The 24,955-nt window shown below is 48.6% G+C and carries 22 protein-coding genes and 1 other RNA gene; 17 read left to right on the top strand and 6 right to left on the bottom strand.

Annotation, left to right across the window (positions count from 1 at the left end; genetic code table 11):
* Positions 1 to 21 precede the first annotated feature (21 nt).
* Positions 22 to 1,296 (top strand): hypothetical protein, encoded by a 1,275-nt coding sequence (locus BO18_RS14525; protein ID WP_034447489.1) that lies wholly within the window; start codon positions 22 to 24, stop codon positions 1,294 to 1,296.
* A gap of 24 nt (positions 1,297 to 1,320) precedes the next feature.
* On the opposite strand, the gene BO18_RS14520 is transcribed toward BO18_RS14525, so the two are convergent.
* Positions 1,321 to 2,112 carry an alpha/beta fold hydrolase gene (locus BO18_RS14520; protein ID WP_034447488.1) on the bottom strand — a complete coding sequence of 264 codons (792 nt, stop codon included), beginning with the start codon at positions 2,110 to 2,112 and terminating at the stop codon, positions 1,321 to 1,323.
* Between the two features lie 270 nt (positions 2,113 to 2,382).
* Here BO18_RS14520 and BO18_RS14515 point away from each other — a divergent pair, with 270 nt between their 5' ends.
* Positions 2,383 to 2,781, top strand: coding sequence for a PASTA domain-containing protein (locus BO18_RS14515; protein ID WP_034447487.1), 399 nt, complete (start codon positions 2,383 to 2,385; stop codon positions 2,779 to 2,781).
* Between the two features lie 480 nt (positions 2,782 to 3,261).
* On the opposite strand, the gene ssrA is transcribed toward BO18_RS14515, so the two are convergent.
* The 3 genes from ssrA to BO18_RS32840 all read right to left on the bottom strand — a co-directional run bounded on the left by ssrA (position 3,262) and on the right by BO18_RS32840 (position 5,744).
* Positions 3,262 to 3,640, bottom strand: a transfer-messenger RNA (tmRNA) gene (gene ssrA, locus BO18_RS33995).
* 87 nt (positions 3,641 to 3,727) lie between these two features.
* The gene (locus tag BO18_RS14510; protein ID WP_034447485.1) at positions 3,728 to 4,312 is read right to left on the bottom strand and encodes a hypothetical protein; all 585 of its coding nucleotides are present in this window, start codon (positions 4,310 to 4,312) and stop codon (positions 3,728 to 3,730) included.
* 88 nt (positions 4,313 to 4,400) lie between these two features.
* Complete coding sequence (locus BO18_RS32840) at positions 4,401 to 5,744, bottom strand: N-acetylmuramoyl-L-alanine amidase family protein (protein WP_051688783.1); 1,344 nt, start codon at positions 5,742 to 5,744, stop codon at positions 4,401 to 4,403.
* Positions 5,745 to 6,014: 270 nt separating this feature from the next.
* On the opposite strand from BO18_RS32840, the gene BO18_RS14500 reads away from it, so the two are divergent.
* The 6 genes from BO18_RS14500 to BO18_RS32830 all read left to right on the top strand — a co-directional run bounded on the left by BO18_RS14500 (position 6,015) and on the right by BO18_RS32830 (position 10,575).
* Positions 6,015 to 6,347: a PadR family transcriptional regulator gene (locus BO18_RS14500; protein ID WP_034447484.1), complete on the top strand. Its 333-nt coding sequence runs from the start codon at positions 6,015 to 6,017 to the stop codon at positions 6,345 to 6,347.
* Positions 6,340 to 6,912: a DUF1700 domain-containing protein gene (locus BO18_RS32835; RefSeq protein WP_051688782.1), complete on the top strand. Its 573-nt coding sequence runs from the start codon at positions 6,340 to 6,342 to the stop codon at positions 6,910 to 6,912. The genes BO18_RS14500 and BO18_RS32835 overlap by 8 nt, the downstream gene beginning before the upstream one ends.
* 1 nt (position 6,913) lies before the next feature.
* Positions 6,914 to 7,093 (top strand): hypothetical protein, encoded by a 180-nt coding sequence (locus tag BO18_RS14490; RefSeq protein ID WP_034447483.1) that lies wholly within the window; start codon positions 6,914 to 6,916, stop codon positions 7,091 to 7,093.
* 150 nt (positions 7,094 to 7,243) lie between these two features.
* Positions 7,244 to 7,744: a hypothetical protein gene (locus tag BO18_RS14485; RefSeq protein ID WP_028508557.1), complete on the top strand. Its 501-nt coding sequence runs from the start codon at positions 7,244 to 7,246 to the stop codon at positions 7,742 to 7,744.
* Between the two features lie 18 nt (positions 7,745 to 7,762).
* Complete coding sequence (locus tag BO18_RS34910) at positions 7,763 to 7,918, top strand: hypothetical protein (RefSeq protein WP_155984317.1); 156 nt, start codon at positions 7,763 to 7,765, stop codon at positions 7,916 to 7,918.
* The gene (locus tag BO18_RS32830) at positions 7,915 to 10,575 is read left to right on the top strand and encodes a cytosine permease (RefSeq protein WP_051688781.1); all 2,661 of its coding nucleotides are present in this window, start codon (positions 7,915 to 7,917) and stop codon (positions 10,573 to 10,575) included. The genes BO18_RS34910 and BO18_RS32830 overlap by 4 nt, the downstream gene beginning before the upstream one ends.
* Positions 10,576 to 10,795: 220 nt before the next feature.
* Here BO18_RS32830 and BO18_RS14475 read toward each other — a convergent pair whose 3' ends face one another.
* Positions 10,796 to 11,575 (bottom strand): lysophospholipid acyltransferase family protein, encoded by a 780-nt coding sequence (locus BO18_RS14475; RefSeq protein ID WP_034447480.1) that lies wholly within the window; start codon positions 11,573 to 11,575, stop codon positions 10,796 to 10,798.
* 156 nt (positions 11,576 to 11,731) lie between these two features.
* Between BO18_RS14475 and BO18_RS14470 the strand changes: the two genes are divergently transcribed.
* The 5 genes from BO18_RS14470 (at position 11,732) to BO18_RS14450 (ending at position 20,450) form a co-directional block, all read left to right on the top strand.
* Positions 11,732 to 13,600, top strand: a complete 1,869-nt coding sequence (locus BO18_RS14470) for an AMP-binding protein (RefSeq protein ID WP_051688780.1) — start codon at positions 11,732 to 11,734, stop codon at positions 13,598 to 13,600.
* An 8-nt stretch (positions 13,601 to 13,608) separates the two neighbouring features.
* Entirely contained in the window at positions 13,609 to 14,322 is a 714-nt protein-coding gene (locus BO18_RS32825) for a M48 family metallopeptidase (RefSeq protein ID WP_051688779.1), read from the top strand.
* Positions 14,323 to 14,458: 136 nt separating this feature from the next.
* A complete protein-coding gene (locus tag BO18_RS14460; RefSeq protein ID WP_034447478.1) occupies positions 14,459 to 19,159 on the top strand; it encodes a DUF4011 domain-containing protein in 4,701 nt (1,566 codons plus the stop codon).
* Positions 19,083 to 19,796 carry a DUF3320 domain-containing protein gene (locus BO18_RS14455; RefSeq protein WP_034447476.1) on the top strand — a complete coding sequence of 238 codons (714 nt, stop codon included), beginning with the start codon at positions 19,083 to 19,085 and terminating at the stop codon, positions 19,794 to 19,796. The genes BO18_RS14460 and BO18_RS14455 overlap by 77 nt, the downstream gene beginning before the upstream one ends.
* 51 nt (positions 19,797 to 19,847) lie before the next feature.
* Positions 19,848 to 20,450, top strand: a complete 603-nt coding sequence (locus BO18_RS14450) for a hypothetical protein (RefSeq protein ID WP_185752468.1) — start codon at positions 19,848 to 19,850, stop codon at positions 20,448 to 20,450.
* A gap of 136 nt (positions 20,451 to 20,586) precedes the next feature.
* Here BO18_RS14450 and BO18_RS14445 read toward each other — a convergent pair whose 3' ends face one another.
* Entirely contained in the window at positions 20,587 to 22,080 is a 1,494-nt protein-coding gene (locus BO18_RS14445) for a uracil-xanthine permease family protein (protein ID WP_066738342.1), read from the bottom strand.
* Between the two features lie 190 nt (positions 22,081 to 22,270).
* Here BO18_RS14445 and upp point away from each other — a divergent pair, with 190 nt between their 5' ends.
* The 4 genes from upp to BO18_RS14425 all read left to right on the top strand — a co-directional run bounded on the left by upp (position 22,271) and on the right by BO18_RS14425 (position 24,945).
* On the top strand, positions 22,271 to 22,915 hold the full coding sequence (gene upp / locus BO18_RS14440) for a uracil phosphoribosyltransferase (protein ID WP_034447473.1): 645 nt from the start codon (positions 22,271 to 22,273) through the stop codon (positions 22,913 to 22,915).
* A gap of 37 nt (positions 22,916 to 22,952) precedes the next feature.
* A complete protein-coding gene (locus BO18_RS14435) occupies positions 22,953 to 23,723 on the top strand; it encodes an amino acid ABC transporter substrate-binding protein (protein ID WP_034448517.1) in 771 nt (256 codons plus the stop codon).
* Between the two features lie 126 nt (positions 23,724 to 23,849).
* Positions 23,850 to 24,272 (top strand): hypothetical protein, encoded by a 423-nt coding sequence (locus BO18_RS14430; protein ID WP_034447471.1) that lies wholly within the window; start codon positions 23,850 to 23,852, stop codon positions 24,270 to 24,272.
* Position 24,273: 1 nt separating this feature from the next.
* A complete protein-coding gene (locus tag BO18_RS14425; protein WP_034447469.1) occupies positions 24,274 to 24,945 on the top strand; it encodes an amino acid ABC transporter permease in 672 nt (223 codons plus the stop codon).
* Positions 24,946 to 24,955 lie beyond the last annotated feature (10 nt).

The raw sequence follows: 24,955 nt of genomic DNA, 5'->3' as shown, positions 1-24,955 counted from the left end.
AAATCATCCAGGGGAATCATAATGAAGATAAAGACAAAGACAATGGATTACGAAGAAGTCATGAAGCTTCCTTCGTGGGAACATAAGAAGCCGAAAAAGCCTTCCGGACTTCTTGCGGGGATCGCAAGGATCGCGCTCGGAGGCGAACTTAAGAAAACTGGTTTCACGTGCGAGAAAAAGGATATGGAAAGAGCGGGTGACGGTCCGTGGATGATCCTCATGAACCACTGCAGCTTTACCGATCTTTCAATTGCATTTGAAGTCCTTAAGGGACGTCCGTTCAGCATCGTCTGCACATCCGACGCGCTTGTCGGAAAAGAGGGACTGATGAGATCCTTAGGATGCATTCCGACGAGAAAATTCGTTTCGGACATGACTCTTATTTCGGATATGGACCATGCCTTAAACGTCAATAAAGCAAGTGTCCTTATGTATCCTGAAGCCGGCTATTCGCTTGACGGAACGGGGACCAGGATCCCGAGAAGACTCGGTGTTCTCCTGAAAAAACTCAAGCACCCTGTAGTCATGATCACCACTTACGGTGCCTTTTCGAGAGATCCGCTCTATAACAATCTGCAAAAGCGCGACGTGAAGGTATCCTGTGTGATGAAGTGTCTGTTTACTCCGGAAGAACTTGCAAATACCAAAGTAAGGCAGATAGACGAGATCCTTGACAGGGAATTCACGCTCGATTATTTCAAGTGGCAGCAGGACAACAAGATAGAGATAGACGAGCCTTTCAGGGCTGACGGCCTTAACAGGATCCTCTATAAATGTCCTCACTGCATGACGGAAGGGAAGACCATAGGCAAGGGGATCCTCCTTAAGTGTGAGGAATGTGGGGCCGAGTATGAACTCGATACATTAGGCAGGCTCAATGGCATCAATGTTGAGCCTAAGTTCACGCATATTCCTGACTGGTTCGCCTGGGAAAGGGAACAGATCAAGAAAGAGATAGAGGACGGAACTTACAAGCTCGATGTAAACTGCGACATAGCGATATTAAAGGACTCCAAAGCTCTGTACATGGTGGGGAGCGGAAAACTCCATCATGATGTAAACGGCTTTGTTCTCGACGGCTGTGACGGGAAGCTTCATTACGAGCAGTCTCCGGGCGCATCCTACAGCGTCAATTCGGATTACTACTGGTATGAGATCGGCGACATAGTCTCCATCGGTACCAACGACTGCCTGTATTTCTGCTTCCCGAAGGAAGGGGACATCGTTGCCAAGACGAGACTTGCCGCCGAAGAGCTCTATAAACTTTCTAAAGGGAAGACTTCCTCTGAATCCTGATAAGGCTTCTTATGTCTTTAGTCTTCAGGCTGCTGAAGGATAGTATTCGCGCTTGCTTATTTCATGCAGGAAATCGATCATGAGGCAATTGAACTCGTTGTGCTTTTCGATGCTGCAGACGTGTCCGCATTTTTCGATGAAGTACAGTGAAGCGTCGTTTATCTTCTTCTGGGTTCTCTTTACACTGTTGACGAAGAAATAATCCTGCTTGCCCGAAATGAACATGACCGGAAGTTTGCTCTCTTCGATGGATATCAGGTATTCGTTCAGCTTGAACTGAGTCCTGAACAATTCGCTGAGCCACATCCTGAAAGCGACTGACTTCATCTTTACGGATTCCCTGATGAAGATGTCCCTTGACTTCTTGTGGTTCTTGCGCGGCATCATGAGGTTGGCAAATACGGGGTAGAAGACCTTCTTGGGAACGAAGTACTTGATGCCTTCGAGGATTGCCAGAAGAGACTTGTATCCTATGCCCATGTTGAGTACGAATCCAGCGAGTAATATGGACTTTACCTTTTCTTTATAGAGATAAGCGAATTCCATTGCGACCAGTGTGCCGAGCGAAAGTGCGATGACATGGACTTTTTCGATGTGCTCGCTCTCGAGTATCTCGTTGATCTCTGAAGCAGATCTTGTAAGAAGACGTCTGCGCTTCTCGAAAGCGGAACCGCCGTGTCCCTCAAGATCTACTGCCAGTACGTTATATTCGTTCAGGTCCTCGATCTGGTATTTCCATGTGTTTATGCTTCCGCCCAATCCGTGGATCAGTAAGACCCATTCCTTCGAATTGTTGTTATATATCTTGTAATTCATAGTATGCACCTCGTTTTATGAGCAGATGTTGCCGGCGTTTACGTCTGACTTGTGATACCGGTTCATCTGCCGTCATAATATCGTCTTTATTTATTTTGCAGTAGAAGTGATTTAGGCAAACATGAGGCAATAGTTTGATAGTCAAAGTAAATTCACAAACTATACATTGGTCATTAACACCCGGCTGCATGTAAGGGGAGAATGAGAAGGTTTATTTAATGCCCATAAGGTGTAAAATATATTTATATTTTTATCAAGGGGGGATAATATATGAAAGTCGCAGCTGTTTTAATTGCAATCTCAATGCTGTCAACATTAACGTTGGCAAGGTGCTCTCAGTTCCTTCCGCCGTTACACGGTAACGGAACTACTGAGGAAACATCGGAAGTGGTTTCCAACCCGGGAACTTTTACTGTGCCTGATGTAAGAGGCTTGTATTTCAGTACGGCCGTAGACTGTGTCCAAGCTGAAATTGATGCATCCGGTCTGAAAAATGTACATGTCACTTACTATTGGGATCAATACAACTATGATCCTGAAATGAATGCCAAGATCACCCGTATTGATCCTGCTCCCGGTACAGTTATTACTGCGGATGACGGAGATGTGGTTATCTTGCTCGGTGCAGGTGAGCAGGCGCCTGATTTCGTTACCAAAACAGGTAACTGAGCCGGTAAAAAACAAAAGGCTTGAAAAGAAGAGAACCCCCGAAGCAAGTCAAACTTCAGGGGTTCTCTTCATAATAAAAGGAGTTGTCTCAAAAAAGATTCGGCAATAATGCGGTAGTGCCGAATCTTTTGCCGGATTATTAGTCAATTATGCCTTTTTTATTCGGCAATAATGCGGCTAGTGCCTTATTCCTGCCGAACACTTTATCAAATCGTTTTTATTTTTTTTGCTTTCGATCTCCGGATAGATTAAGGTGCCATATGTGCAGACAATATTTAGTAGGCGAAAAGCACCACCCGCCTTTTTATACCTGAAGGATTCATAGTTTTTCTCGAAATAGTTGAGGTTTTACTATAACTTTTCCCGCAAAAAATAAAGTTACCTTAGGCAAAGCAGTGCTGCTGCCGGGTCCGGGTGCGCATAACAAAAGAAAAGGGTATCTCAAAAGCAACCCCTGTCACTTTTGAGACACCCTCTTCATGGTGGAGATGAGGAGAATCGAACTCCTGTCCGAAACCTCTTCCTCCGGGACAATCTCCGGGTGCAGTCAGTATTTGAATTATTCCTATTCCCGCGTCATCTGCTGACAGATTGCGGTTCCAGTAGCTTCATAAGATTAAAGTCGCTGGCCGGTGCAAAGCTTAACCGGTAGGACTGCCTGCTTAACCTCTCTCAGGCGAGGTCTTCGGTGTGCGTACACTCCCGCGAGAAGATAGGCGGAAGGACGGTAGCCTTAGGCTGCTACGAGCTCTGTGTTGTCTGCAATTACTTGCAATTCCCCGTTTTTTAAGGAGGCACAACGAGGATCCTCCACCCGCTTTCCCGACCTCAGAAGCCCCGTCGAAACCGGTACATCCCCAGATCTGAAAAATATTGCTCCGGTCACGACAACATGTGACCGAAGCAATAAAGCTTATGCGTGATTATACAATCAATCGGGAGAAATTCAAGTCTCCTCGTCGTCGAAATGAAGATCCTTCGTTACATCGTAAGGTTCAAAACTCTGGCTGATAACGTCCTGAGCTGATTTGAACTCCTGCTCGTCTGCTTCCGAATCCGAAACATAAGGTCCTTCCGGTGCAGTAGATTCATTCTGGGGATAGCCTGTCTGATAAGGATCGATCCCATCGAATTTCCTGTAAGGATTCTCGAGGATCTCAGTTCCGCAATAGTAGCACTTCGATGTGAAGGGTTTGTTCTCCATAGTCTGAAGCGGCTTGTTGCAGCTGGGGCAGACGCTTGCTGTCTTGTAATCCTTCCTTTTTGAGAAGAGGATTGCCTCATTGAGAGCCTTGTCGAGCTCTTCGTTCGTAGCGCCCTTTTCTTTGAGCATGATCCAGAAAGCGTGGAGCAGATAAGTCTGCTTTTCGACGAGCTTCGTCAATTCTTCAACTTCCTTGAGCGCCTGGTATTCGCCCTTGATATCGCTCTCGTTTCCGGGTTCCTTCATGCCGCGTATAAGCTCGTCAGCTTCATTTGCATTCTTGAGCTTAGCCATACTCTTGAGTGTCATAGGATCGATGTCCGCCATAATTATCTACCTCCAAATTCTTTATTTGTATCCATGCATTTACTATAACAAACATTTCGCAATTTTCATTGCGAAATAATTGAGACTGTTATTCAGCCAAAAACTCGGAAACTGCAACTGCGGTGTTATAGGCGGTTTCTTCCTTTCCGAGAAGCGCATCGTCGTCGCTGTTCGACAGATAACCTACGACCAGCTGATAAGACTTTATGGAATCCGCATGATTAAGTCCGGTATACATGTTCGACTGTACAACACCGAGTGAAGTCGAACCGATGGCTTCGGCAACTTTTTCCGCAAGATCCTTACCGTCTGAAACTGCACTGGAAGAATACTTTCCTGTGGAAGGAACATATACTTTTACACCGCTTATTTCACTGTCGGGTGCGCTGTCCGCGTGGATCCTTATGAAGTAATCAGCGTTGTTTTCCACCGCGATGTTTGCTCTCTCGATGTTGGAGATGTTTACATCATTTTCTTCTCTTGTGAGAATGACTTCGGCACCGCATCCTTCAAGGTATTCCTTCATTATCAGAGCATATCTCAGAGTGATCTCATATTCCTTTGCGCCGCTGTCGATGCCGGTTGCTCCTGTTGTGGCACGTTCTTTCTCGGCGGTGGTGCCGGGGATGGATTCCTCGAGTTCGTGATCGTATTCGGCCTGATGACCGGGATCCAAGACTATTACGAGACCTGACAGATCGGGATGGTCATCCTTGAGAACGACAGGTGCGGGTGTGGGCGTGGCCGGTATGGGAGTCGGTGTGTTGGTAGGGAAGTGGCGGGGTTCGGGTCCCATTATGCCGTCTGACTCTTCGGTTGTTTCCGTTGTCTCGGAAGCCGGCATTCCGAATGCCTCGTTGAACTTGTTGTCGATATTCTGTTTGTTGAAAAGATATACGAAATATAAAGCCCCTACCAGGAATACCGCGACGATGATGCCGAGTATGATGCTCTGAGAAGACGATGCCTTTTTGGGTTCGGACTCCGGTGCCTGCTCAGGCTCGGGTCGGTGCTCAGGTATGTGTTCAGCCGGGTGCTTTTTGCTTTCCTGCTTTTGCTCCGGTTTGTGTTCCTGAGCCTTTTCCTGTCTGTGTTCGGATGAATGTTCTGATTTTGATGGAACGTTCTTTGACTGCTGTTGGGTCTTTTTGGAGACCGGCGCTGCAGAACCCTGCGCAGAAGGTTTCCTGCCTGAAGTGGCTGCGGATGATGAACCTTGAGAAGAAGGCTTTTTACCGGACTTGACTGCGGATGAACCGCCCTGAGGAGCGGGTTTCTTTGCAGTTGTGTTGTATTTCTTTACGAATTCTCCGATGAAGGCTTCTCTCTCTGAAGTCGGCATGTCGTGAAGACGCTTATATAAAAGCTTCCTTTTATCTTCGGGGAGCTTCGCTATTATCTGCTTAAATTGTGCGAGATTGTCTTCTGGCATGGTGACCTCCGATACTGATAATATCATTCTTTGTATTTTGGACAAAGAAACTGTTTCATAACAAATCTCCTGTGCCAAAATCTCTCACATTGAGAGGCCGATCCGTGTGAGGATCCGGCACACGGTACGCCGTGCATATCGATTTCGGAATTGCTCAAGATTTAGTATTGAACAATAAACAGTAGTGTGCTATAACTGATACTGACGGCGGGGCGCTTGGGAATAAGGGCGCTTCCGGCCCGTCAAATCGGAATGAAAGGGGATTTGCCAATGAACAGCCAAATCAAGAAGGGCATTCTCGATCTGTGCGTGCTGGCCTTATTGGAGAAGGGCGACAGTTACGGCTACGACCTCGCAGGTAGCCTGGCACGTAAAGTCGAAGTAGCAGACGGTACTGTTTATCCGATACTGCGTAAGCTCGCTTCTGAAGGTATCGTTTCGACGTACCTGCAAGAATCACAAAACGGGCCGCCGCGCAAATACTATCATCTCACTGATGCAGGACGTAAAAAGTTGAATGCGGAACGTGAAGAGTGGATAAAGTTCTGCGGGGAAGTAAATGGAATTATCAGCGAGGAGACTGGAGGAAAAGCCGATGAATAAGACTGAATATCTTAAAAGGCTCAGCGATGAATTGGGGCACATGCCTTACGGTGATGTCAAGGATATCATCCAATCGATAGAAGAGCATTTTGACGAAGGTTTGGGAGAAGGCAGAAGCGAAGAAGAGATCGCGGCAAGCCTTGGCGATCCCAAGGAACTTGCGAACGAATTCAAGGACGGCGCCAAGTTCAATCAGATAATGAAGAAGCGCAAGAGAATGGCTGATTCATTCAAGGGGCCTGACGGAAGAGGCAGGATCTTTGTTATCGTATTTAACGCATTTGTTGGTATCGAATGCTGGCTCGTCCTTCTGGCGGCAGTCATTGCGGCATTCATGTTCCTTGCGGCAGATCTTGGTATTATCGGAGTATTGGTCGCATCAATGATCATGGGCAAGATCACGGAGTTTTTGGTTCCCTGCATCTTCCTCGTACTTACACTTGTATGTGTCGCAATATTCCTTGTCGCGCTGGTCATCCTCGGCGTCAAGTACTACGCAAAGGGTCTGAAGTCATACATAAGATGGAACAAGCACGTATGGAACTACGGCTTGGGGGAGGACTGATATGAGTAAAGGTGATATTAAACTCTTGATTACCGGTGCAGTAGCTCTTTTCCTGGCTTGTTTTCTGGGAATAATCACGCTCGCGCTTTATGGAATAAAACTGGGCGGCAAGGCCGTCGAATACGACTGGAAGGGTGCTTTCAGTCAGATGACCGAACAGGTTCAGGATTTAGGAGATTGATCGTTTAAGGGATATCGGGATAGAGGAGGGGCTGCCTTGATTCAAAAAAGGCAGCCCCTGATATTACCGGGTAAGTGCATTGAGATAACGGTCCTTTGTGTTATCGTTTAGATATCAAAAAATTATGCTTTTTGTCCGGGGGTATCTTTTATGTTTAAACGTTTGATTTCCTTGAGCCTGACACTGGTCATGGCGGTTGCATTGAGCGGCTGTTTCCTTTTCGAGCCACAGAAGACAAAAAAGAAACTTACGACTTATCTGACAGACAGTCCCGTAGTGTCAGTAAGGTATTACAGTGATTATTATGAGGGCTCGAGAGACGAGGATGAGCCGGTATATCATTTCGAGGAACTTGATCCGGATGAACTTGACGGATTCCTGGACAAGCTCGATTCGATGGAGCTTCAGACGCTCGAATTCAAGAACTACTGGTGGGCTGATCATTTCGGCATCGAGATGGAGCTTGAGGACGGAACATATCTGAGATATGACGGAACACAGTTAGAGCACAACAAAGCGCCTATCGATGAACCCCATGACAGCGAAAACAGTATCAGAGATAAATTCATAGAAGTTACCAATTGCGATTTCTGGGATGAGATGAAGGTCTATTTTCCGTCGATCGAGGCAAACGGTGACAAAGTTTACTAAGGATAAGAGGAGTATTGTATGGACGGGGATAAAGAACTCGATTCAAGAATAGAGGCGGTCCTTAAGGCGGAGAAGGAAAACATCATTCCCCGCATGACCAAAAAAGATTACATAATCGCGGCGGTCATTACGCTCATCTCCCTGTTGGGGATAATAGGAGGTTTCTTCCTGTGAGCCGTAAGCATGACGTAAACAAAGAAATTGAGAATGAGGTCTATTGCGGGACCTTGCCGGTTCTTCCGAAAGAACGCAAATACGGATTTATCGATGCTCTCCTGGTGCTTTCGGGATACTGCATCGCAACATGGAGTTACACGCAGGGTTCCTACCTTGCTACACTCGTCGGATTTAAGCAGCTTTTGATCGGTGCATTCCTCGCAGCGATATTCATGCTCATGATCTACCAGCTTCCGGTAATCATGTCAGTCAGATATGGAATAGACATATGGATATGGCTTCGAAGCGTGTTCGGAACAAAGGGTGTTAAGATCGTAACGGTCATTATCATTATCGTTAATTTCCCTTGGTATGCGGTGTGCTGTGAACTTTTCGCGAGCTCGATGGAAAACCTGCTTGCGCTGTTCGGCGTGCATCTTTTTAACGGAGCGCATTTAGTGCTCAGTCTGTCCTGCGTGATAATCGGAACGGTCATCGCGTTAAGGGGTGTTGGAACGATCACATGGACCACGAGGATCCTTGTGCCGCTCCTCCTTCTCGTAGGTGTTGCAGTCGTTGTTGTCGGCTTTACTTCCGTGCCCATGGATGTCATCTGGAATTACCAGCCGGAGCTCGCCGGAGACGCTGACAAGACGGTTAATTATGTGCTCAATATCGAAGCGAATTTCGCTTTCGTTATAACGCTTGTCGGAGGCATGGCCGAGGTTCCGAGACTCTGCAAGTCAGAGAGATCAGGTTATTACGCGGGCGTTCTCGGACAGGGCGCCGCAGGATCCTTCTTCGTGGTTGTCGGTGCAGTTATGGCTATCGCGATGCAGTATGTAACAGGGCAGATGGTTGAGGACCCTACGCTCATGCTGGCTACTTTATCAACTCCGATCCTTGCGCTTGCGTCGCTTCTTCTGGTAGCTTTCGCGAACATCGGTACACAGGCTGTAGGTTCATATATCTATGGCGTAATGCTCAAATCAACATTCAAGAAATCTTCCTATAAAGTGCTCGTACTCGTACTTGGTCTTTATGTAGGCATCCTTTGCGTATGGGGGAAGATCGAAGAATATTTCGGAAGCTTCCTTACGATAAGTGCATGCGTTTATGCTCCTCTTGCCGCGCTGCTCTTCGTTGACTTCTTTTTCGTAAGAAAACAGAAGATCGACCTTAAGAGCGCTTATGAAGAGGAAGGCCACAACGCATATGTATATTCCAAGGGATTCAATATCGTAGGCGCAGTCTGCCTCGCGCTGGGCTTCGCGTTCTCGCTTATCATCTACGACCCGATCAAGAGCGTCGTTCACAACAAGATACTCTTCATGCTGACTCCCACGGGCGCGTCACTGTTCTTTACGGCGATACTGTACTATCTTCTCTGCAAGATCCCGGGTATCCGCCGCTATGTAAGAAGAGACACTTATGCAAGCCCGGATAAGAAGCCTTTTGACAGAGCGAAGGTTCCGCCGAGGCAGAACATTATCTTCCTGCCGATGATGTGGCTGCTCTGCAAGCTTGCCGTATCTCCTTATAAGCTCAAGATCGAGAAGAAGAACATGGAAGGCATCAAGCCTCCGTTCCTGGTATACGGCTCTCACAATTCCTTCATGGATTTCTACGTAACTCCGCTGGCGCTTAAGCCTTACCGCGCGAACTACATCTCAGAGCTCGAAGGATTCGAGAATTTCGGCGAGTGGATATACCGTCAGGCAGGATGCCTCGGAACGCGCAAGTTCATTAACGACCAGTCGCTCATAAGGAACATAGCGCGCGTCATAAAACGCGGCGACATCATGGTCATCTATCCTGAGGCCCGCTATGCGAATGTCGGTACGAATTCACACCTTACGCCGTCCATAGCAAAGCTCGCCAAGATGCTGAAGGTTCCCGTCGTCACATTGAACATGCAGGGCAACTATCTCCAGCAGCCGATATGGAATCTCAAGGAGAGAAAGGGTGCGCGTCTCCACGCCGAGCTAAAATGCGTCGTTACTCAGGATGAGATCGGTAAGCTTTCCGTGGACGAGATCCTGTCCCGCATTTCCAAAGAACTCACTTACGATGAGTATAAGTATCAGCTCGAAAACAAGATCGTCATCGATGACGAATGGAGAGCCGAAGGTCTGCACTATCCGCTGTACAGATGCAGGAAGTGCGGAACTGATTTCGCGATGAGGTCTGAAGGCAGCAGGATATTCTGTTCATGCTGCGGCGATTCATACGAGATGGATGAGCTTGGCGTCCTTCATTCTCCTGCGGGTGAAAAGATCCACATTCCCGACTGGTACGAGTGGCAGAGAGGTTTTGTCCATGACGAGATCAGAAACGGCACTTATAAGCTCGACATACCCGTAAGGGTCGAGGCTCTGCCCAATGCCGTAAACTTCATAGACTGCGGTGAGGGAAGGCTCGTTCATGATAAAGACGGATTTGCATTGTCGTTCAATAACTACAGGACCGAAAAGTATGAGACACTGAAGTTCCCGGCGAAGTCCATGGTGTCACTCCACACCGAATACGATTACAGGGGAAAGTTCGGACCGTGTGTCACGCTGTCTACCTATGATGACACGTTCTTCATCTATCCGACCGAGGAGAGCAGGGAAGTGTTCAGTCCGACCAAGATACAGTTTGCGACCGAGTTCCTCGGAGGGCTCTATAAGTAACTGTTCTATCTAATAACTTAATAAATTGTAAGGGGTTGTCTCAAAGTGAAAAGAGATAGCCCCTAACTGTTTTTGCAATTGCAGCAGTTGTTGTTGATTGCAGGATTCAGACCTTTAGAGGGAACAGGAAAGCTAAAAAACGAAGCTTCAGAAAGAATGAAAGTTTCTTCGGAATACAATCTTTTGTTAGCGATCAGCTTGATACAATCCCTGTTCGATCTTACTTTGCTTCGAAATTTGTCTCGGGATCCCAGTAGAGATCTTCGTGTTTGTGCATCCAGGCTGACAAAGCTTCGGTCATCTTGTGCGCATCATTGTCATAATCCTCGCCATGCATGGGCTCGCCGACGTAGATCCTTATCTTACGGCGGTGAAAGCCGTTGAGCGGGTGGGGCTTCTTGGATGTTCTGGGCCAGATCTGGTATGCGCCGGCGATATAGACGGGGACCATGGGAACGCCGGCCTTGATCGCAAGGTAAGCGGCTCCGTCCTTCATCTCGGCGAGCTTGCCCGTGTGGGATCTCGTGCCTTCGGGGAAGACGAAGCAGATATTGCCTTTCTCGACTTCCTTTTTGGCCTTGATGAGACCTCTGACGGGGTTGCCGTAACGGTCAACCGCGATGCCTCTGCCTACTCTCATTATGAGACGGCCGAGTTTGCCGTGATTGGTCTCAAGGTCGGAAGCTGCGAGGCAGCACATCCACTTGAAGTGGCCCTTGGGCAGATAATCGATTATAAGAACGCCGTCAGGATAACTCTGATGGTTGGAAGCGACGACGTATGGATTGCTCTTAGGGAAGTTCTCTTTGCCTATGCATTTCATGTCGCAGAGGATGTGAGTCAGGAGCAGGAAGCCGTCCTTAGCTACAACGTCCCAGAAACCGCGTTTCGTGGGGTATTTCTCGTCCAGATGCTTATGGTGATCCGCACGGGACATCTTGGACTCTGTGTCTTTGGATGTACTTTCTTCTTTATTTATTGCTTTTTCTTCTTCAGACATATATGCTCCTGAAAGGTTTCTGACTATAATCCGCAACTAATATAACACAAAATGTGAATTTAGCGACTTATTGCCATTTCATTCTCAAATATGATATATTTTTTTAGTTGCGCTGTTTCCCCGTAAAAGGGGAGGCGGGGCCGATGGAGGTAATGTATGAATCCTGTTCAGGGTACGCCTGTATTTACAGCTGAGAGATTTACGGACTTAAGGGATCTCGTTGTCCGTACCTGTTCCAAGTATTCTGAACTTGATGCGTTTATCTTCAGACGTTCGCCGAAGCTTTCCGAGGTCCACAGGAGTTTTTACGAGTACGGCAACGATATCAAAGGTCTTGCGACCTATATTCTTAACAGTCAGTATGCAGGAGAGAGATTTGCCGTCGTAGGCGAGAATGCTTACGAGTGGTTCGTTTCTTATAATGCAATCCTTTCATCTGGTTCTGTCGGAGTCCCTTTGGACAGGGCGCTTCCCGAAGACGAGCTGATCCAGCTTCTGATCAGGTCGAGGAGCCGCGTTATCTTTTACCATCACAAGCACCACAAGATGATGCTTTCGATCGCCGCAAAGATCAAGTCCGGCGAGCTCGATATCCCGCTCGACAAGTTCGTTATCTTCTATAAGGACGGTCTTTCGGGAAAGAACAAGGACGATACATGGCCTGAAGACGACAGCCGCTTTGCCGACATCTACGATCTCATAAAGGAAGGCAATGTCTTCATTGAGGCCGGCGACAACAAGTTCATGGATACGCCGATCGATCCCAATGCGGCAAAGATAATCCTCTTTACTTCGGGCACGACTTCGATGAGCAAGGGCGTTCTGCTCTCTCACAACAACATAGTCTCAAATGTTTATGCCATAGCACAGACTCTCGACGTAAGAAGAGGCGACAGGGCTTTTTCGATCCTGCCTCTGCATCACACTTTCGAGAACACGTGCGATTTCTTCATCCTCTCATGCGGTGCGTGCGTCTGCATGTGCGACGGCCTGAGATATATCGTAAAGAACATGGAAGAGTGGAAGCCGGATGTCTGTATCTCCGTGCCTCTGCTTTTCGAGAACATCTACGAGAAAATCGAAGACGGCATCAAGGCTTCGGGCAAAGAGAGGATAATTGCGGTCGCAAGACCCGTTACAAGGTTCCTTAAAATGTGCGGCATCGACATAAGACGCAATGTCTTTAAGGACATCCTTGATAAGCTCGGAGGCAATTTCCGTATGGTCGTTATCGGCGGCGCCGGCATCGACAAGAAGTATGTTGACGCTTTTACGGATTTCGGTCTCCAGTTCTATATGGGTTACGGTCTTACCGAGACTTCGCCCGTTATCTCGGTCAATACTGAAGTCTGCGACGTTCACGGCTCCGTCGGACGTCCTATGGCAGGCATCACTGTCGCGATAGACGCCGAGGGCACTGGCCCAAAGGCAGTAGGCGAGATCCTTACCAAGTCCGAGTGCGTCATGCTCGGTTACTATGAGAATGAGGAAGCCACAAAGGAAGCCATCGATGAGAACGGGTGGTTCCATACGGGCGACATGGGATACATCGATAAGACAGGTTCCATCCACATCACCGGCCGTGTTAAGTCCATGATCGTTCTTACAAACGGCAAGAAGGCTTTCCCCGAGGAGATCGAGGCAGTCCTTACAGAGATCAAGGGTGTTACCGAGGCTTTCGTCTGGGGCAACAAGAACGACCGTGAGGCCATCGACATCTGCGCCAAGCTTCTTATCAACCGTAAGGTTATCGGCGCCGAGCTTGGTCTTGCCACCGAAGCTGATGACGGTCAGGTCGAGGCATATCTGAACGATAAGGTACACGACGCAAACCACACGATGCCCCAGTACAAGATCGTACGCAACTACGTATTCTCCGAAGAAGAGATGATCAAGACGACGACGCTTAAGATCAAGCGTCCCAAGGAGCAGGAACACATCGAATCACGCCTTGCCGAGCTGGGTCACACCATGTATGACGTAAACGGCAAGAACTTCGATAAGCTCATCAAAGCGAACCGCTGACAGGTCCTATGTCGGAAATCAGAAAACTAACCCTCGGCAGTCGTGTTATCGGTGTCGAGTTTGAACGCAAACGCATAAGAAACATCAACGTACGCGTAAGGCGCGACGGCACCTTATACTGCTCGATCCCGTACGGCGTCGACATCAATGAAGCCATGAGATTCATAATCTCAAAGCAGGACTATCTCCTCAAGGCGATCGATGACACCGTGCACGAAGACCGTACCAGGGTCAGGGCAAGGCAGTTTGTTGATGGCGAGATCTTCGATGTTTTCGGAAAGCCCTTTATCCTCAAGGTCGAAAGCGGCGCGAAAAACACGTGCGGCGCGGAGAACGGCATCATCACGCTGACCGTTAAGGATGTGTCAGATTACCGCTCGAAATACATGACCTTCGAGAAATGGAGAAGGAACTGCATCAGGAGCGTGATCGTCGATCTGTGCGGCGAGGTGTATCCGCTGTTTGCCCAAAAGGGCGTGGCGCCGCCGAAAAAGATAACTCTGGGTGAATACAAGTCATTCTGGGGCGAGTGTTTCTCAAAAAGGGGAGAGCTCAAGTTCAGCTACAGGCTCTTTGAGAAGGACAGGGAGATCATAAGATACGTTGTCATCCATGAGTTTGCGCATTTCATAGAGCCTAATCATTCCAGCCGGTTCTGGGCCATTGTCGGCGAATATGTGCCTGACTACAAGGCTTTGAGGAAGAAACTGAACAACAAGTGACCTGCAGGTGATCCGGCGTCCCCAAAACGCTTAAATAACTCTGTCTTCAGGTTTTTACCCGTCTGAAATACTTCAAGCAACTTGTCCGTAAATAAGTTATAATTATTTGATAAAGCTTGATCAGGAGGGGTCACTAATGAGTGAAGTCAATCTTGAAAACACCATGGACGGGCAGCAGAACGTTCCGGAAGAAAAAAGCAGAAGCGTAATAAAGTTCGATCTTTGGGAACGCAAACTTCTTGATCTAAGTACACGCAATTCACTTCTTAACCTTAGGATAAAGGGATCTTCGGTGCCTCTCTTTGTGCCTGAATGCGCAAATATCGAAGACCTGATAGCCCAGGATAAGAGTTTCTCGATAATTTCCCGCGGCGCTGAAGAAGAGCCTGAGGAAGAAACTGAAGAAGAGTCCGGAACAAAGGAGGAAGTTGAAACTGCAGAGACTGCCGAAGAGACAGAAGCAGGAAAAGCAGCTGACGGCGCTGCCCAAGAGACCAAAGAACCTGAAGCAGCATCGGAAACTGCAGAAGCAACAGAAACATCAGACGCTGCAGCTGAGGCAACAGCGGTTGCTGAGCCAGCAGCTGAAACATTGCCGGCAACAGAAGTGTCAGCAGCAGATGCATCAGCCGAAGCAAATGATGCTCCCGTAAAGGAAGCTATACCTGAAGTATCAGCTTCCGCTCCTGCAAAGAAGGCAAAGAAGATTAAAGGTGTTCCTGCAAAGGATTACTCCATAGAAGATCTGGTTAATATTGAAGAATTCAGGGAATTCATCGAAAAGAAATATGAGAAGGGCGTGCTCGTTTCATCGGTCACTGATGCCGTTCTCGATAAGAATATCAAGACGCTCTACAGAGGCGCGAGGACTTCAATGGAAGAGAACGGCGCCAATACGCTGTTCCTCGCTTGCGGTTTCTTAAAGTGGTACGAAAAGGACAGGAAAGAGCCCTGTTATGCTCCTTTGCTCCTGATCCCGGTTGAGCTCGTCAAGAAGTTCGGCATCAAGTACACGATGAGAAGAAGGGACGAGGATGTCCAGTTCAACATCACCGTATCAGAGAAGTTAAGACAGGATTTCAAGATCGAATTCGATGAGTTCAGCAAGGCGCTTCCGGCTGACGGAAACGGCGTTGATGTAAAGAAAGTCTTTGAGCAGGTAAAGTCTGTCGTAAGCTCTCTCAAGGGATGGGACGTTATCGAAGCATGCGTTCTGGGATTGTTCTCATTCTCCCAGTTCGTCATGTGGAATGACATGCACAGCCACAGGGACTCCATTTCGAAAAACAAGATCGTAAGCAGTCTTATCAACGGAGATCTTGATCAGAGCTTTATCGAACAGCAGATAAAGTGGAGAGAAGAGGAGAATGAAGCCGGCGGCAAGGTAAACGAGGAAGATGTATTCCTGCCGATCGTTGCAGATGCTTCCCAGCTTGCTGCGATAAAGCGCGCCGGTGAAGGATGCAGCTTCGTGCTCCACGGTCCTCCGGGAACGGGCAAGTCACAGACCATCACTTCGATAATCGCCAACTGTCTTGCAAGCGGTAAGAAGGTCTTGTTCGCTGCCGAAAAGAAGGCTGCGCTCGACGTAGTTTACAAGAGGCTCGAAAAGATTGGCATAGCGCCTTTCTGCCTCGAACTTCATTCCAACAAAGTCAGAAAGAGTTATGTGCTCGATCAGCTGAAAGTCGCAAGTGAAGTCAGATCCAACATAAAGGTCGACGGCGATTATGAGAAGTCACTTGAAGATATCGCAAACAAGAGAAGGGAACTCGATAAATACGTAAACGAGCTCCATCAGGTCGATCCCGGATGCGGACTTTCTCTGTATGAGCTAATTAATGTTTATGCGGCTAACCAGAACGCTGCAGACTGCGGAGCTTTTGACGACGGCTTTATAGATCAGCTTTCTCCCGACAGATTGAAAGAGACGGAGACTGCATTAGGCGAACTCGTCGCATCTTCAGGAAAGCTTGAAGGAAAGCTCCCGTTTGTAAGATCATGCGATTATTCACAGGAAGCAAAGAATCAGCTCGTGCCGCTTGCAGAGGCTTTGATCACCGCTTACGATGAGTTTGCTTTAAGTATCGGCGAATTCGAAAAGCTCCTGGCAGGATATAACTGCAGGGCAGCAGGTGATGTCGGAACTATTAAGAGGATCTCGGGCCTTAGCTATTGCGGAATCTCTATCCTGAAACTCAAGAACCTTAACATACCGAAGGGACTCATTTGTGCCGACGATACCGAGAGTGCTTATCTTGCATTAAGAGACATGATCGTAAGCTGCAAGGACGCTCTTGCCAGAAGAGATGCACTCCTCGCGGTATGGCAGCCCGGGTTCCTTGATCTCGACGGAGCTGCGCTGCTCAGCGAGCTCATGACTGCCAAAGCAAAGAACGCTCTTATGCGCGGAATGGCAGAGGGCAACGTATACAAGAAAGTTAAGGCATACGACCTTAAGGGCAACAGGAAGGATGTACTTGAGCAGGATTTCAAAGCGCTCTCCGACTACAGGAATTCAGTCCAGAATGCGATGGCGTTCATAACATCCGCAAGAGGATATCTTGGAGAACTCTATAATCCTGGTGCTGGTTTCCCGGGCTTTGATGTTGCTGCAATTGAAGCGCTCAATGAGAGTGCTCATGCTGCATTTGCTGAGTTTGCCCCGGTCGATCCTACCGGTACTTTAAGAAAGTTAATTGGCAGCGGCGATGTCACGGCTGTGACCGCAGTCAACGATTTTAACCGCAAGGCAGCAGCTTATAAGGATGCATACGAAAAACTCAATGCCGTATGCGGTTTTGCATACGGAAGCTTTGAGCCCGGCGATGAGCTTTTCGAGAGTAAGAAGCAGATGGCTCAGACTCTCATCAGCGACAGCGAATACTTAAGAGACAGGATGCAGTTTAATCTCATGGCATCCAGATGCGGAGAATATAAGGTCACAAATCTCGTAAACGGCTACGACAGCGGTGCTGTTGCCGGAGACGGCATGATAAGCTCGTTTCGCAAGGCGTACAGCAGCCTGCTCATATCCGGGATAATCGATAACAGTGAAGTCTTAAGATCATTCTCGGGCCTTGTTTTCGAGAAGAAGATAGATGAGCTTTCAAAGGTCAACGATGAGTTCGAAAAGCTTACGAGACAGGAGATCTACCTGAGGATAGCAAAGAATCTGCCTGACCTCAGCAAGGACGCGAACGTATCGTCGGCACTCGGCATCCTGCAGCATGCGATCAAGTCAGGCGGCAGGGGCGTGTCGATAAGAACCCTTTTCTCGCAGATCGGCGACCTTATCCTAAAGCTCTGTCCCTGTGTCCTCATGAGCCCTCTTTCATGCGCACAGTATCTCGATCCGGATAAGAGCGGAATGTTCGATATCGTTGTATTCGACGAAGCGAGCCAGCTGCCGACATGCAAAGCCATAGGCGTTATAGCAAGAGGCAAGGAAGCCGTTATCGTCGGCGACCCGAAGCAGATGCCGCCTACGTCATTCTTTACGGAACAGGTCAGTGAGGAAGAGGATTTTGAGACTGACGACCTTGAGAGCATCCTGGACGACTGCCTTGCGATAAGCATGCCGCAGATGTTCCTGGCATGGCACTACAGGAGCCGTCATGAAAGCCTCATTACTTTCTCTAATAAGTCTTTCTACGAAGGAAGGCTCTTTACGTTCCCGTCGCCTGACGACAGGGAATCAAAGGTTACCATGGTCGACTGCGGAGGATCGTTCGATTCCGGAAAGACCAGGACCAACCGGACTGAAGCGCAGGCCGTTATCGATGAGCTCGTAAACCGTGCTCACGATCCCGTGCTCTCAAGATACAGCGTCGGTGTAGTTACGTTCAACATCCAGCAGCAGTCGCTCATTGAAGACCTTCTTGATGAGGCTGCGAGCAAGGATCCCGTTCTCGAGAAGTGGGCATTCGGCAGCGAGGAACCCGTCTTTATCAAGAATCTCGAAAACGTACAGGGTGACGAGCGCGACGTCATTTTGTTCTCGGTAGGCTACGGCAAGGACGAGACCGGAAGACTGATAATGAACTTCGGTCCTCTGAACAGGGACGGCGGATGGAGAAGACTTAATGTTGCCGTAACCAGATCAAGGATCGAGATGAAAGTGTTCTCGTCGATCTCGCCCGAAGAGATCCGCATCAACGATACATCTTCTGAAGGCGTTAAAGCGTTTAAGAGATTCCTGCAGTATGCTGCAGGCAGCACTGTCTGGGATCAGGATATCGCCGCTACTGGCAATTCGTCTGATAATTCGAATACGCCTCTTATCGACCGCAGCGCTGCCTTCACAGGCATAGCAGATGATATATGCGCGAGGTTCAAAGCCATCGGCTATGACACTGATAAGGGTGTCGGAAAGTCTGGTTTCAAGATCGACATCGGTGTCGTATCACCCGATAAGAACGGTTCATATTGTCTCGGTATACTTCTGGACGGCCCCGTTTATGCGGCATCCGGTACCACCACATCCAGAGAGGTGTCCCAGATGTCGATGCTCAAGGGCTTCGGCTGGAACGTTGTAAGGATATGGTCTCTCGAGTGGTGGGAGAATCCCGACAGCGTATTTGAAAAACTGGTGGCTCTGATAGAAGACGCGAAGAAAGCCTGTGAGGCGGAAAGCAAGTCTGATGAAGAAACTCTGGCAGCAGATGCGGATGCTTCTGCTGATGCACCTTCAGACAGCGCTGATGCTGTATCTCCCGAAGAGGACGGCAACGGTCCGACAGTAGTGATATACGGTCAGGATGAGCCTGAAGACGGAGCTGGAGAACAGGCCTCAACAGACAGCGCTGAAGATCAGACGCAAAAAAAAAACGGCTGACGCAGACATAACCTCAAACGGATGTCCTTCAATAACATATAAGCCTGCAGATCTTAAGCCGAGGTCCATGACTTCGGCGGAGTTCTGCGATGCTCTTAACACCAAGTATCTGCAGGAATGCGTAATGGCTATCGTGGAGCAGGAATCTCCTGTCAGTGCCGATGTCCTTGCAAAAGAACTCATCACTCTTGCAGGCATTGCAAAGATGACGCAGAAGCTGCGCGACCGCTGTTCCTATCTCGTAAAGAGCATAGAGAAGAACGTGAAGCTACATTACACGACGCAGAAGCTCGACCTGGCATCTGAAGATGATGATTCGGAAGTCATCTTCCTTTGGAAGGATGGTACCGAGATCGGTAAGGTCATGGACTTCTACAGGACGCCTGCCGAAGGAACGAAGCCCCGTAAAGCCGCTGATATCCCTGTTCAGGAAGCTGCGTGCGCAGCCAACTATCTGGCGAGGTCACAGTACGGCATGCCTTATGCGAGCCTTATTGTCGAGACCTGCAAGGCTTTAGGCTTTTCGAGAGCTCCGGAGGATTCCGATAACTACATGCTCGGCAAGAGGGCTGTCGATTACTGCATCCGTCAGGAACTGCTGGTAATGGATGACGATCTGTTCGTGAAGGGCGAATGACGGGTATCAGGTTTTTGGAAAACTGATAAGAAGGACCAGGGAAAATGTCCTTTGCGGAATTGTGGTATAATCACCGACATGGAAAACGAAAGCAACGGTTTTATCAATAGAAATGCGGAACAGACACCGCTTTACGAACGGCCGGGGAGACTTGATCCCGACCGTCATGTTCCCATTACCAGGCTCGACAGGGTGGATGTTAATATCCATTACGATGCCGAGCAGATGGCTTTCGTAAGAGATTCGGACACTCCCGAGTTTACCGAGCAGTCCGCCAATGCCATGAATCCGTTTGAGGATACGGCTCTCCTTAAGGGTGAAATAAAGCCCAGGGCGACAGGTATCAAGACGGGCGCTGCAAAGGTGGAGAGCAGGATATTCGTTCCTGAGATAGATACTGAGGAAGTCAGGGCAAAGATAAAGCAGCCTGTTAAGGAACCCGAACAGCCGTTTTTTATCGCCGAAGAGGATAAGGCGGCTTCATCTGATTACATAGCTGACGCGTTCAGCGGCGTCGAGACTGATTCCGCAGCTCCCCGGCAGACAGCTTCCGTTTCAGTCACGGATGTCGCAAAGCTCAAGATGTACGTGCTTCTTTTAGCAATCGTCATAGTGCTTGAGACAGCGGGGATCGCTCTCTTGGCATTACTCTGAATCTGGCCAGTACTTTGCTTTCGTAATATCAGGATCATGCAATCCGACGCAAAGCTGATCTTTGCAGATCAAAAGAAAGAGGCTGACTCATCCGTTTATGAGTCAGCCCCGAAAATTATCTGAACTGTTTAAGGAATTACTTCTTGTTTTTTCCCTTGCTCTTATCCTTTTCCTTGTCTTTGTCCAGTACAAGGAACTTGCCGGCAGGCTCAGGCTTGATGTTGGAGAACTTGGCTTCGGAAGCTTCGCGGTTGTCCTCGAAAACATAGTCCTTGCCGGGAAGTGCGGCGTTGAAGATGATGCCTACGAGAGAACCTACTGCGAGACCGGAAAGGGAGATCACGAAAGCACCGCAGGGGATGTTTATCGCACCGGCGGAACTGTATGTGACGCCGATGGAAAGAACGAGGATGAGAGCTGCGATGATGACGTTTCTCGTCTTGGAGAAGTCGATCTTGTTCTCAACTACGTTTCTTACACCGACAGCGGAGATCATGCCGTAGAGTACGAGCGAGATACCGCCGATAACAGGAGTCGGGATAGCGGAGATGCATGCAGCGAGCTTGGGTGAGAAAGAGAAGAGGATCGCAAAGAGAGCCGCAAGTCTTACTACCATAGGATCGAATACCTTGGAGAGAGTAAGAACGCCCGTGTTCTCACCGTATGTTGTGTTGGCGGGAGCGCCGAAGATGGAAGCGACTGTTGTTGCAAGACCGTCACCGATGAGTGTTCTGTGAAGTCCGGGATCCTGAATGAAGTTGCGTCCGACTGTCGAGGAGATGGCGGAGATGTCGCCGATGTGCTCAACGATGGTCGCGAGGGAGATCGGAACGATGGTTGCGATTGCGGTTACAAGGAGACCTTTGTCGAGATTACCGCCGGTGAAGATGGCGGGAACTGTATCCTGATACTTGAAAGGAAGTCCGAGCCATGCGGCGTTCTTGATGTTCTCTATGCTGGCTTCCGAGAATAACTGGAAGTCGGGATTACCCATGATTGCATAGTAGCCGTTTCCGTCAGGACGGCCTGTGGCAAGCATGAGAATGATGCAGAGTACGCATGAGCCGATGACACCGAGGAGGATAGGGGTGATCTTGACCATTCCCTTTCCCCAGATGTTGCAGATGACGATGATGATGATTGCTACGACAGCGACGATCCAGTTGGTGGAGCAGCTGTTGATGGCGGTGCCTGAAAGGCAGAGACCGATCGCGATGATGATAGGGCCTGTTACGATAGGCGGGAAGAACTTAAGTACACGGTTTACGCCGAATCCCTTGATGAGTCCTGCCAGGATGAGGTACATGAGACCTGCGCACGCAACGCCGAAGCAGGCGTAGGGAAGCAGTTCACGTTCGCCGTTCGGTGCAATGGCGAAGTAACCGGCAAGGAATGCAAAAGATGAACCGAGGAATGCAGGTACTTTTCTCTTTGAGATAAGGTGGAAGAGAAGTGTTCCGAGACCTGCGAAAAGAAGTGTGGCTGACACCGACAGTCCGGTGAGAGCAGGAACCAGGATAGTTGATCCGAACATGGCGAACATGTGTTGGAAACCGAGTACGACGATACGACCGGCACCCAGAGTTTTCGCGTCGTAGACCGCTCCATCCTGAAGGTTGGATTTACTCATAGACAAGCCCTCCGTTGTTATGGAATTTAATCTATCATAGCACTAATGCGTAAAATTCAAGCAATCAAAATGACATTTGTCTGTAATATTTACAAGTAGCGCGTGAGCTTTATTGACTTAAAAAATCATTCAACTAAAATAATCAGGAGATTATTCTTTCAGGCATTTTTGATGCGAAAAGGAGATTGCTATGCAGTACAAAGATTTTACGAATGTTCAGGTAATGGATCACCCTCTCATCAAGCATAAGATCTCACTCTTAAGAAACGTTAACACCGGCACTTATGAGTTCAGACAGCTCGTTGAGGAAATCGCCACGCTTGAAGGCTATGAGGCATTGAGAGACCTTCCGTTAAAGGATGTGGAGATCCAGACTCCTCTTGAGAAGTGCATGACTCCCATGATCGACGGCAAGAAGCTCGCCATCGTTCCGATCCTGCGTGCAGGACTCGGTATGGTACCCGGCGTTCAGGCTCTGGCTCCTCTTGCAAAAGTCGGTCACATCGGTCTTTACAGGGATCCTGAGACACACGAGCCTCACGATTATTACTGCAAGCTCCCTGATCCCATCGATCAGCGTCTCATCGTTGTCGTCGACCCTATGCTCGCTACGGGCGGTTCTGCAGTCGACGCCATCAATTCCATCAAGGCGCACGGCGGAAAGCACATCAAGTTCATGTGCATCATCGCTGCTCCCGTCGGTATCGAGAGACTTGCAAAGGCTCATCCCGATATCGATATCTATGTCGGAAACGTAGACAGGGAACTCAATGAAAACGCGTATATTCTCCCCGGTCTGGGAGATGCGGGTGACCGTATTTTCGGCACCAAATAATTAAGCCAAAACAAACGGAGGAAAAGTGTTTATGGTTATGAAGAAGATCGTGGCATCTGTTATGGCGGTTGCCACACTGGCACTTGCTTTTGCAGGCTGCGGAAAGAAGGATGACAAGAAGTTTGTCGTAGGTTTCGACCAGGAATTCCCGCCTATGGGCTTCGTCGCAGACGACGGTTCATATGTAGGATTCGATCTTGATCTCGCAAAGGAAGCAGCAAAGCGTATGGGACGTGAGTTCGTGGCACAGCCCATCGCATGGGATTCCAAGGATCAGGAACTCGCTACAGGCAACATCGACTGCATCTGGAACGGTTTTACCATCAGCGGCAGAGAAGACGGATACACATGGACAAAGGCTTACATGAGCAATGACCAGGTAGTTGTAGTAAAGAACGATTCTGCTATCGCTTCACTGGCAGATCTTGCAGGCAAGACTGTAGCTGTACAGAAGGATTCTTCAGGTCTTGCAGCTCTCGAAGACAATGCGGCTCTCAAGGATTCATTCGGTGACCTCATCGAGATGGATTCCTATCTCAATGCCATGATGGAACTTGAGATGGGCAGCGTTGATGCCATCGTAATGGACGAGATCGTTGCGCGTTATGAGATCCAGACATCAGGCAAGGCTTTCAAGGTCCTTGACGAGGCAGTCGCATCCGAAGAGTACGGCGTAGGTTTCCTCAAGGGAAATACCGCTCTCCGTGATGAAGTTCAGAAAGCCATGGATGACATGGCTGCTGACGGAACGATGGCACAGATCTCCAATAAGTGGTTCGGTGCCGATGTTACCATCCTCGGCAAATAAAGCTTAAGATCGGATAAGCTTATTCGGAAAGACTGCCGCGCTTTGCGGCAGTCTTTTTTAGTTTTGTTTTAAGTAGTCTTGCGAAAATGACCTCGATGATATTTTGTTTATGCTAAAATAGGTGCTATGTTCAAAAGAGTAATTTCATACATTCTGATAACCGTTATGTCTCTTGTTCTTTTTGCCGGTTGTTCTCCTGCAGAGAAGGATGAGAACAAGGCTTTTTCCGCCCCCGATTTTGTCGACGAATGCAGGATCTTAATGCCGGCAAGCAAGTACGGGAACATGAGCAGAGACGAATTCGCCATGAAATTCACGGTGACGGTTTTCGAGCAGTTCGGAAAGAGTGATTACTATAAGAACATGACCGATAAAGAGCGCATAGATGCTCTGAACGGTTTAGGAGGAGTCCTGAAGACATACAGTTACGGCGGTGTTGATGGAGGCTTTATCGACAAGTTCAGCGTTGATTCCTCCGCGCATGAGGTGACCTGGCACATCAAGGGCGATTCCGAGATAGAATCTTTATGGACCATGCCGGGGTATTGATATGGGTAATCTTCAGTCGACATTGATCCAGCTGTGGCAGGGCTTAGGATTTACATTCGGGATCTTCTTCTTTACGCTGATATTTTCGATCCCGTTGGGACTCCTCGTTTCAAAGGGCAGGATGTCCAAGATCAAGATCGTTTCTCTTGTTTTCCAGCTCTACATCTCGATATTAAGAGGCACGCCTCTCATGCTCCAGCTCCTGCTGGTGTATTTCGGACCTTACTATATCTTCGGAGTAAACCTCGGAAGCATACAGATCGGTCCTTTCAACTACAGATTTATCGCAACGATAATCGCATTCTCGCTGAACTATGCGGCATATTTCGCCGAGATATTCAGAGGCGGCATTCAGTCTATGTCCAAGGGCCAGTACGAAGCTGCGACGGTCCTCGGATTTACGAAGATGCAGACGTATTTCAAGATAATACTTCCGCAGGTCATCAAGCGAGTGCTGCCTTCTGTTTCGAATGAGGTAATCACGCTCGTAAAGGATACTTCGCTTGCCCAGGTCCTCTCGGTTACCGAGATGTTCACCAAGGCATCAGCTGCCGCATCCGCACAGGTATCGGTAATGCCGTTCATAGTTGCGGGCGCTTTCTATTACGCTATGAACCTGATCGTCGAGACGATACTGAACCGCGTGGAAAAATCCATGTCCTACTATTCTTAATGAGGTTATC

It is taken from the genome of Butyrivibrio sp. AE2032, assembly GCF_000702965.1.
The sequence above is the reverse complement of the archived record's forward strand: the minus strand, read 5'-3'. Positions and strand labels throughout refer to the sequence as shown.

What these genes read in the sequence shown, in the direction of transcription:
- BO18_RS14525 (WP_034447489.1), top strand. Translation starts at nt 22, where the DNA reads ATGAAGATAAAGACAAAGACAATGGATTACGAAGAAGTCATGAAGCTT.
- BO18_RS14520 (WP_034447488.1), bottom strand. Translation starts at nt 2,112, where the DNA reads ATGAATTACAAGATATATAACAACAATTCGAAGGAATGGGTCTTACTG.
- BO18_RS14515 (WP_034447487.1), top strand. Translation starts at nt 2,383, where the DNA reads ATGAAAGTCGCAGCTGTTTTAATTGCAATCTCAATGCTGTCAACATTA.
- BO18_RS14510 (WP_034447485.1), bottom strand. Translation starts at nt 4,312, where the DNA reads ATGGCGGACATCGATCCTATGACACTCAAGAGTATGGCTAAGCTCAAG.
- BO18_RS32840 (WP_051688783.1), bottom strand. Translation starts at nt 5,744, where the DNA reads ATGCCAGAAGACAATCTCGCACAATTTAAGCAGATAATAGCGAAGCTC.
- BO18_RS14500 (WP_034447484.1), top strand. Translation starts at nt 6,015, where the DNA reads ATGAACAGCCAAATCAAGAAGGGCATTCTCGATCTGTGCGTGCTGGCC.
- BO18_RS32835 (WP_051688782.1), top strand. Translation starts at nt 6,340, where the DNA reads ATGAATAAGACTGAATATCTTAAAAGGCTCAGCGATGAATTGGGGCAC.
- BO18_RS14490 (WP_034447483.1), top strand. Translation starts at nt 6,914, where the DNA reads ATGAGTAAAGGTGATATTAAACTCTTGATTACCGGTGCAGTAGCTCTT.
- BO18_RS14485 (WP_028508557.1), top strand. Translation starts at nt 7,244, where the DNA reads ATGTTTAAACGTTTGATTTCCTTGAGCCTGACACTGGTCATGGCGGTT.
- BO18_RS34910 (WP_155984317.1), top strand. Translation starts at nt 7,763, where the DNA reads ATGGACGGGGATAAAGAACTCGATTCAAGAATAGAGGCGGTCCTTAAG.
- BO18_RS14475 (WP_034447480.1), bottom strand. Translation starts at nt 11,575, where the DNA reads ATGTCTGAAGAAGAAAAAGCAATAAATAAAGAAGAAAGTACATCCAAA.
- BO18_RS14470 (WP_051688780.1), top strand. Translation starts at nt 11,732, where the DNA reads ATGAATCCTGTTCAGGGTACGCCTGTATTTACAGCTGAGAGATTTACG.
- BO18_RS32825 (WP_051688779.1), top strand. Translation starts at nt 13,609, where the DNA reads ATGTCGGAAATCAGAAAACTAACCCTCGGCAGTCGTGTTATCGGTGTC.
- BO18_RS14460 (WP_034447478.1), top strand. Translation starts at nt 14,459, where the DNA reads ATGAGTGAAGTCAATCTTGAAAACACCATGGACGGGCAGCAGAACGTT.
- BO18_RS14455 (WP_034447476.1), top strand. Translation starts at nt 19,083, where the DNA reads ATGAGCCTGAAGACGGAGCTGGAGAACAGGCCTCAACAGACAGCGCTG.
- BO18_RS14445 (WP_066738342.1), bottom strand. Translation starts at nt 22,080, where the DNA reads ATGAGTAAATCCAACCTTCAGGATGGAGCGGTCTACGACGCGAAAACT.
- upp (WP_034447473.1), top strand. Translation starts at nt 22,271, where the DNA reads ATGCAGTACAAAGATTTTACGAATGTTCAGGTAATGGATCACCCTCTC.
- BO18_RS14435 (WP_034448517.1), top strand. Translation starts at nt 22,953, where the DNA reads ATGAAGAAGATCGTGGCATCTGTTATGGCGGTTGCCACACTGGCACTT.
- BO18_RS14430 (WP_034447471.1), top strand. Translation starts at nt 23,850, where the DNA reads ATGTTCAAAAGAGTAATTTCATACATTCTGATAACCGTTATGTCTCTT.
- BO18_RS14425 (WP_034447469.1), top strand. Translation starts at nt 24,274, where the DNA reads ATGGGTAATCTTCAGTCGACATTGATCCAGCTGTGGCAGGGCTTAGGA.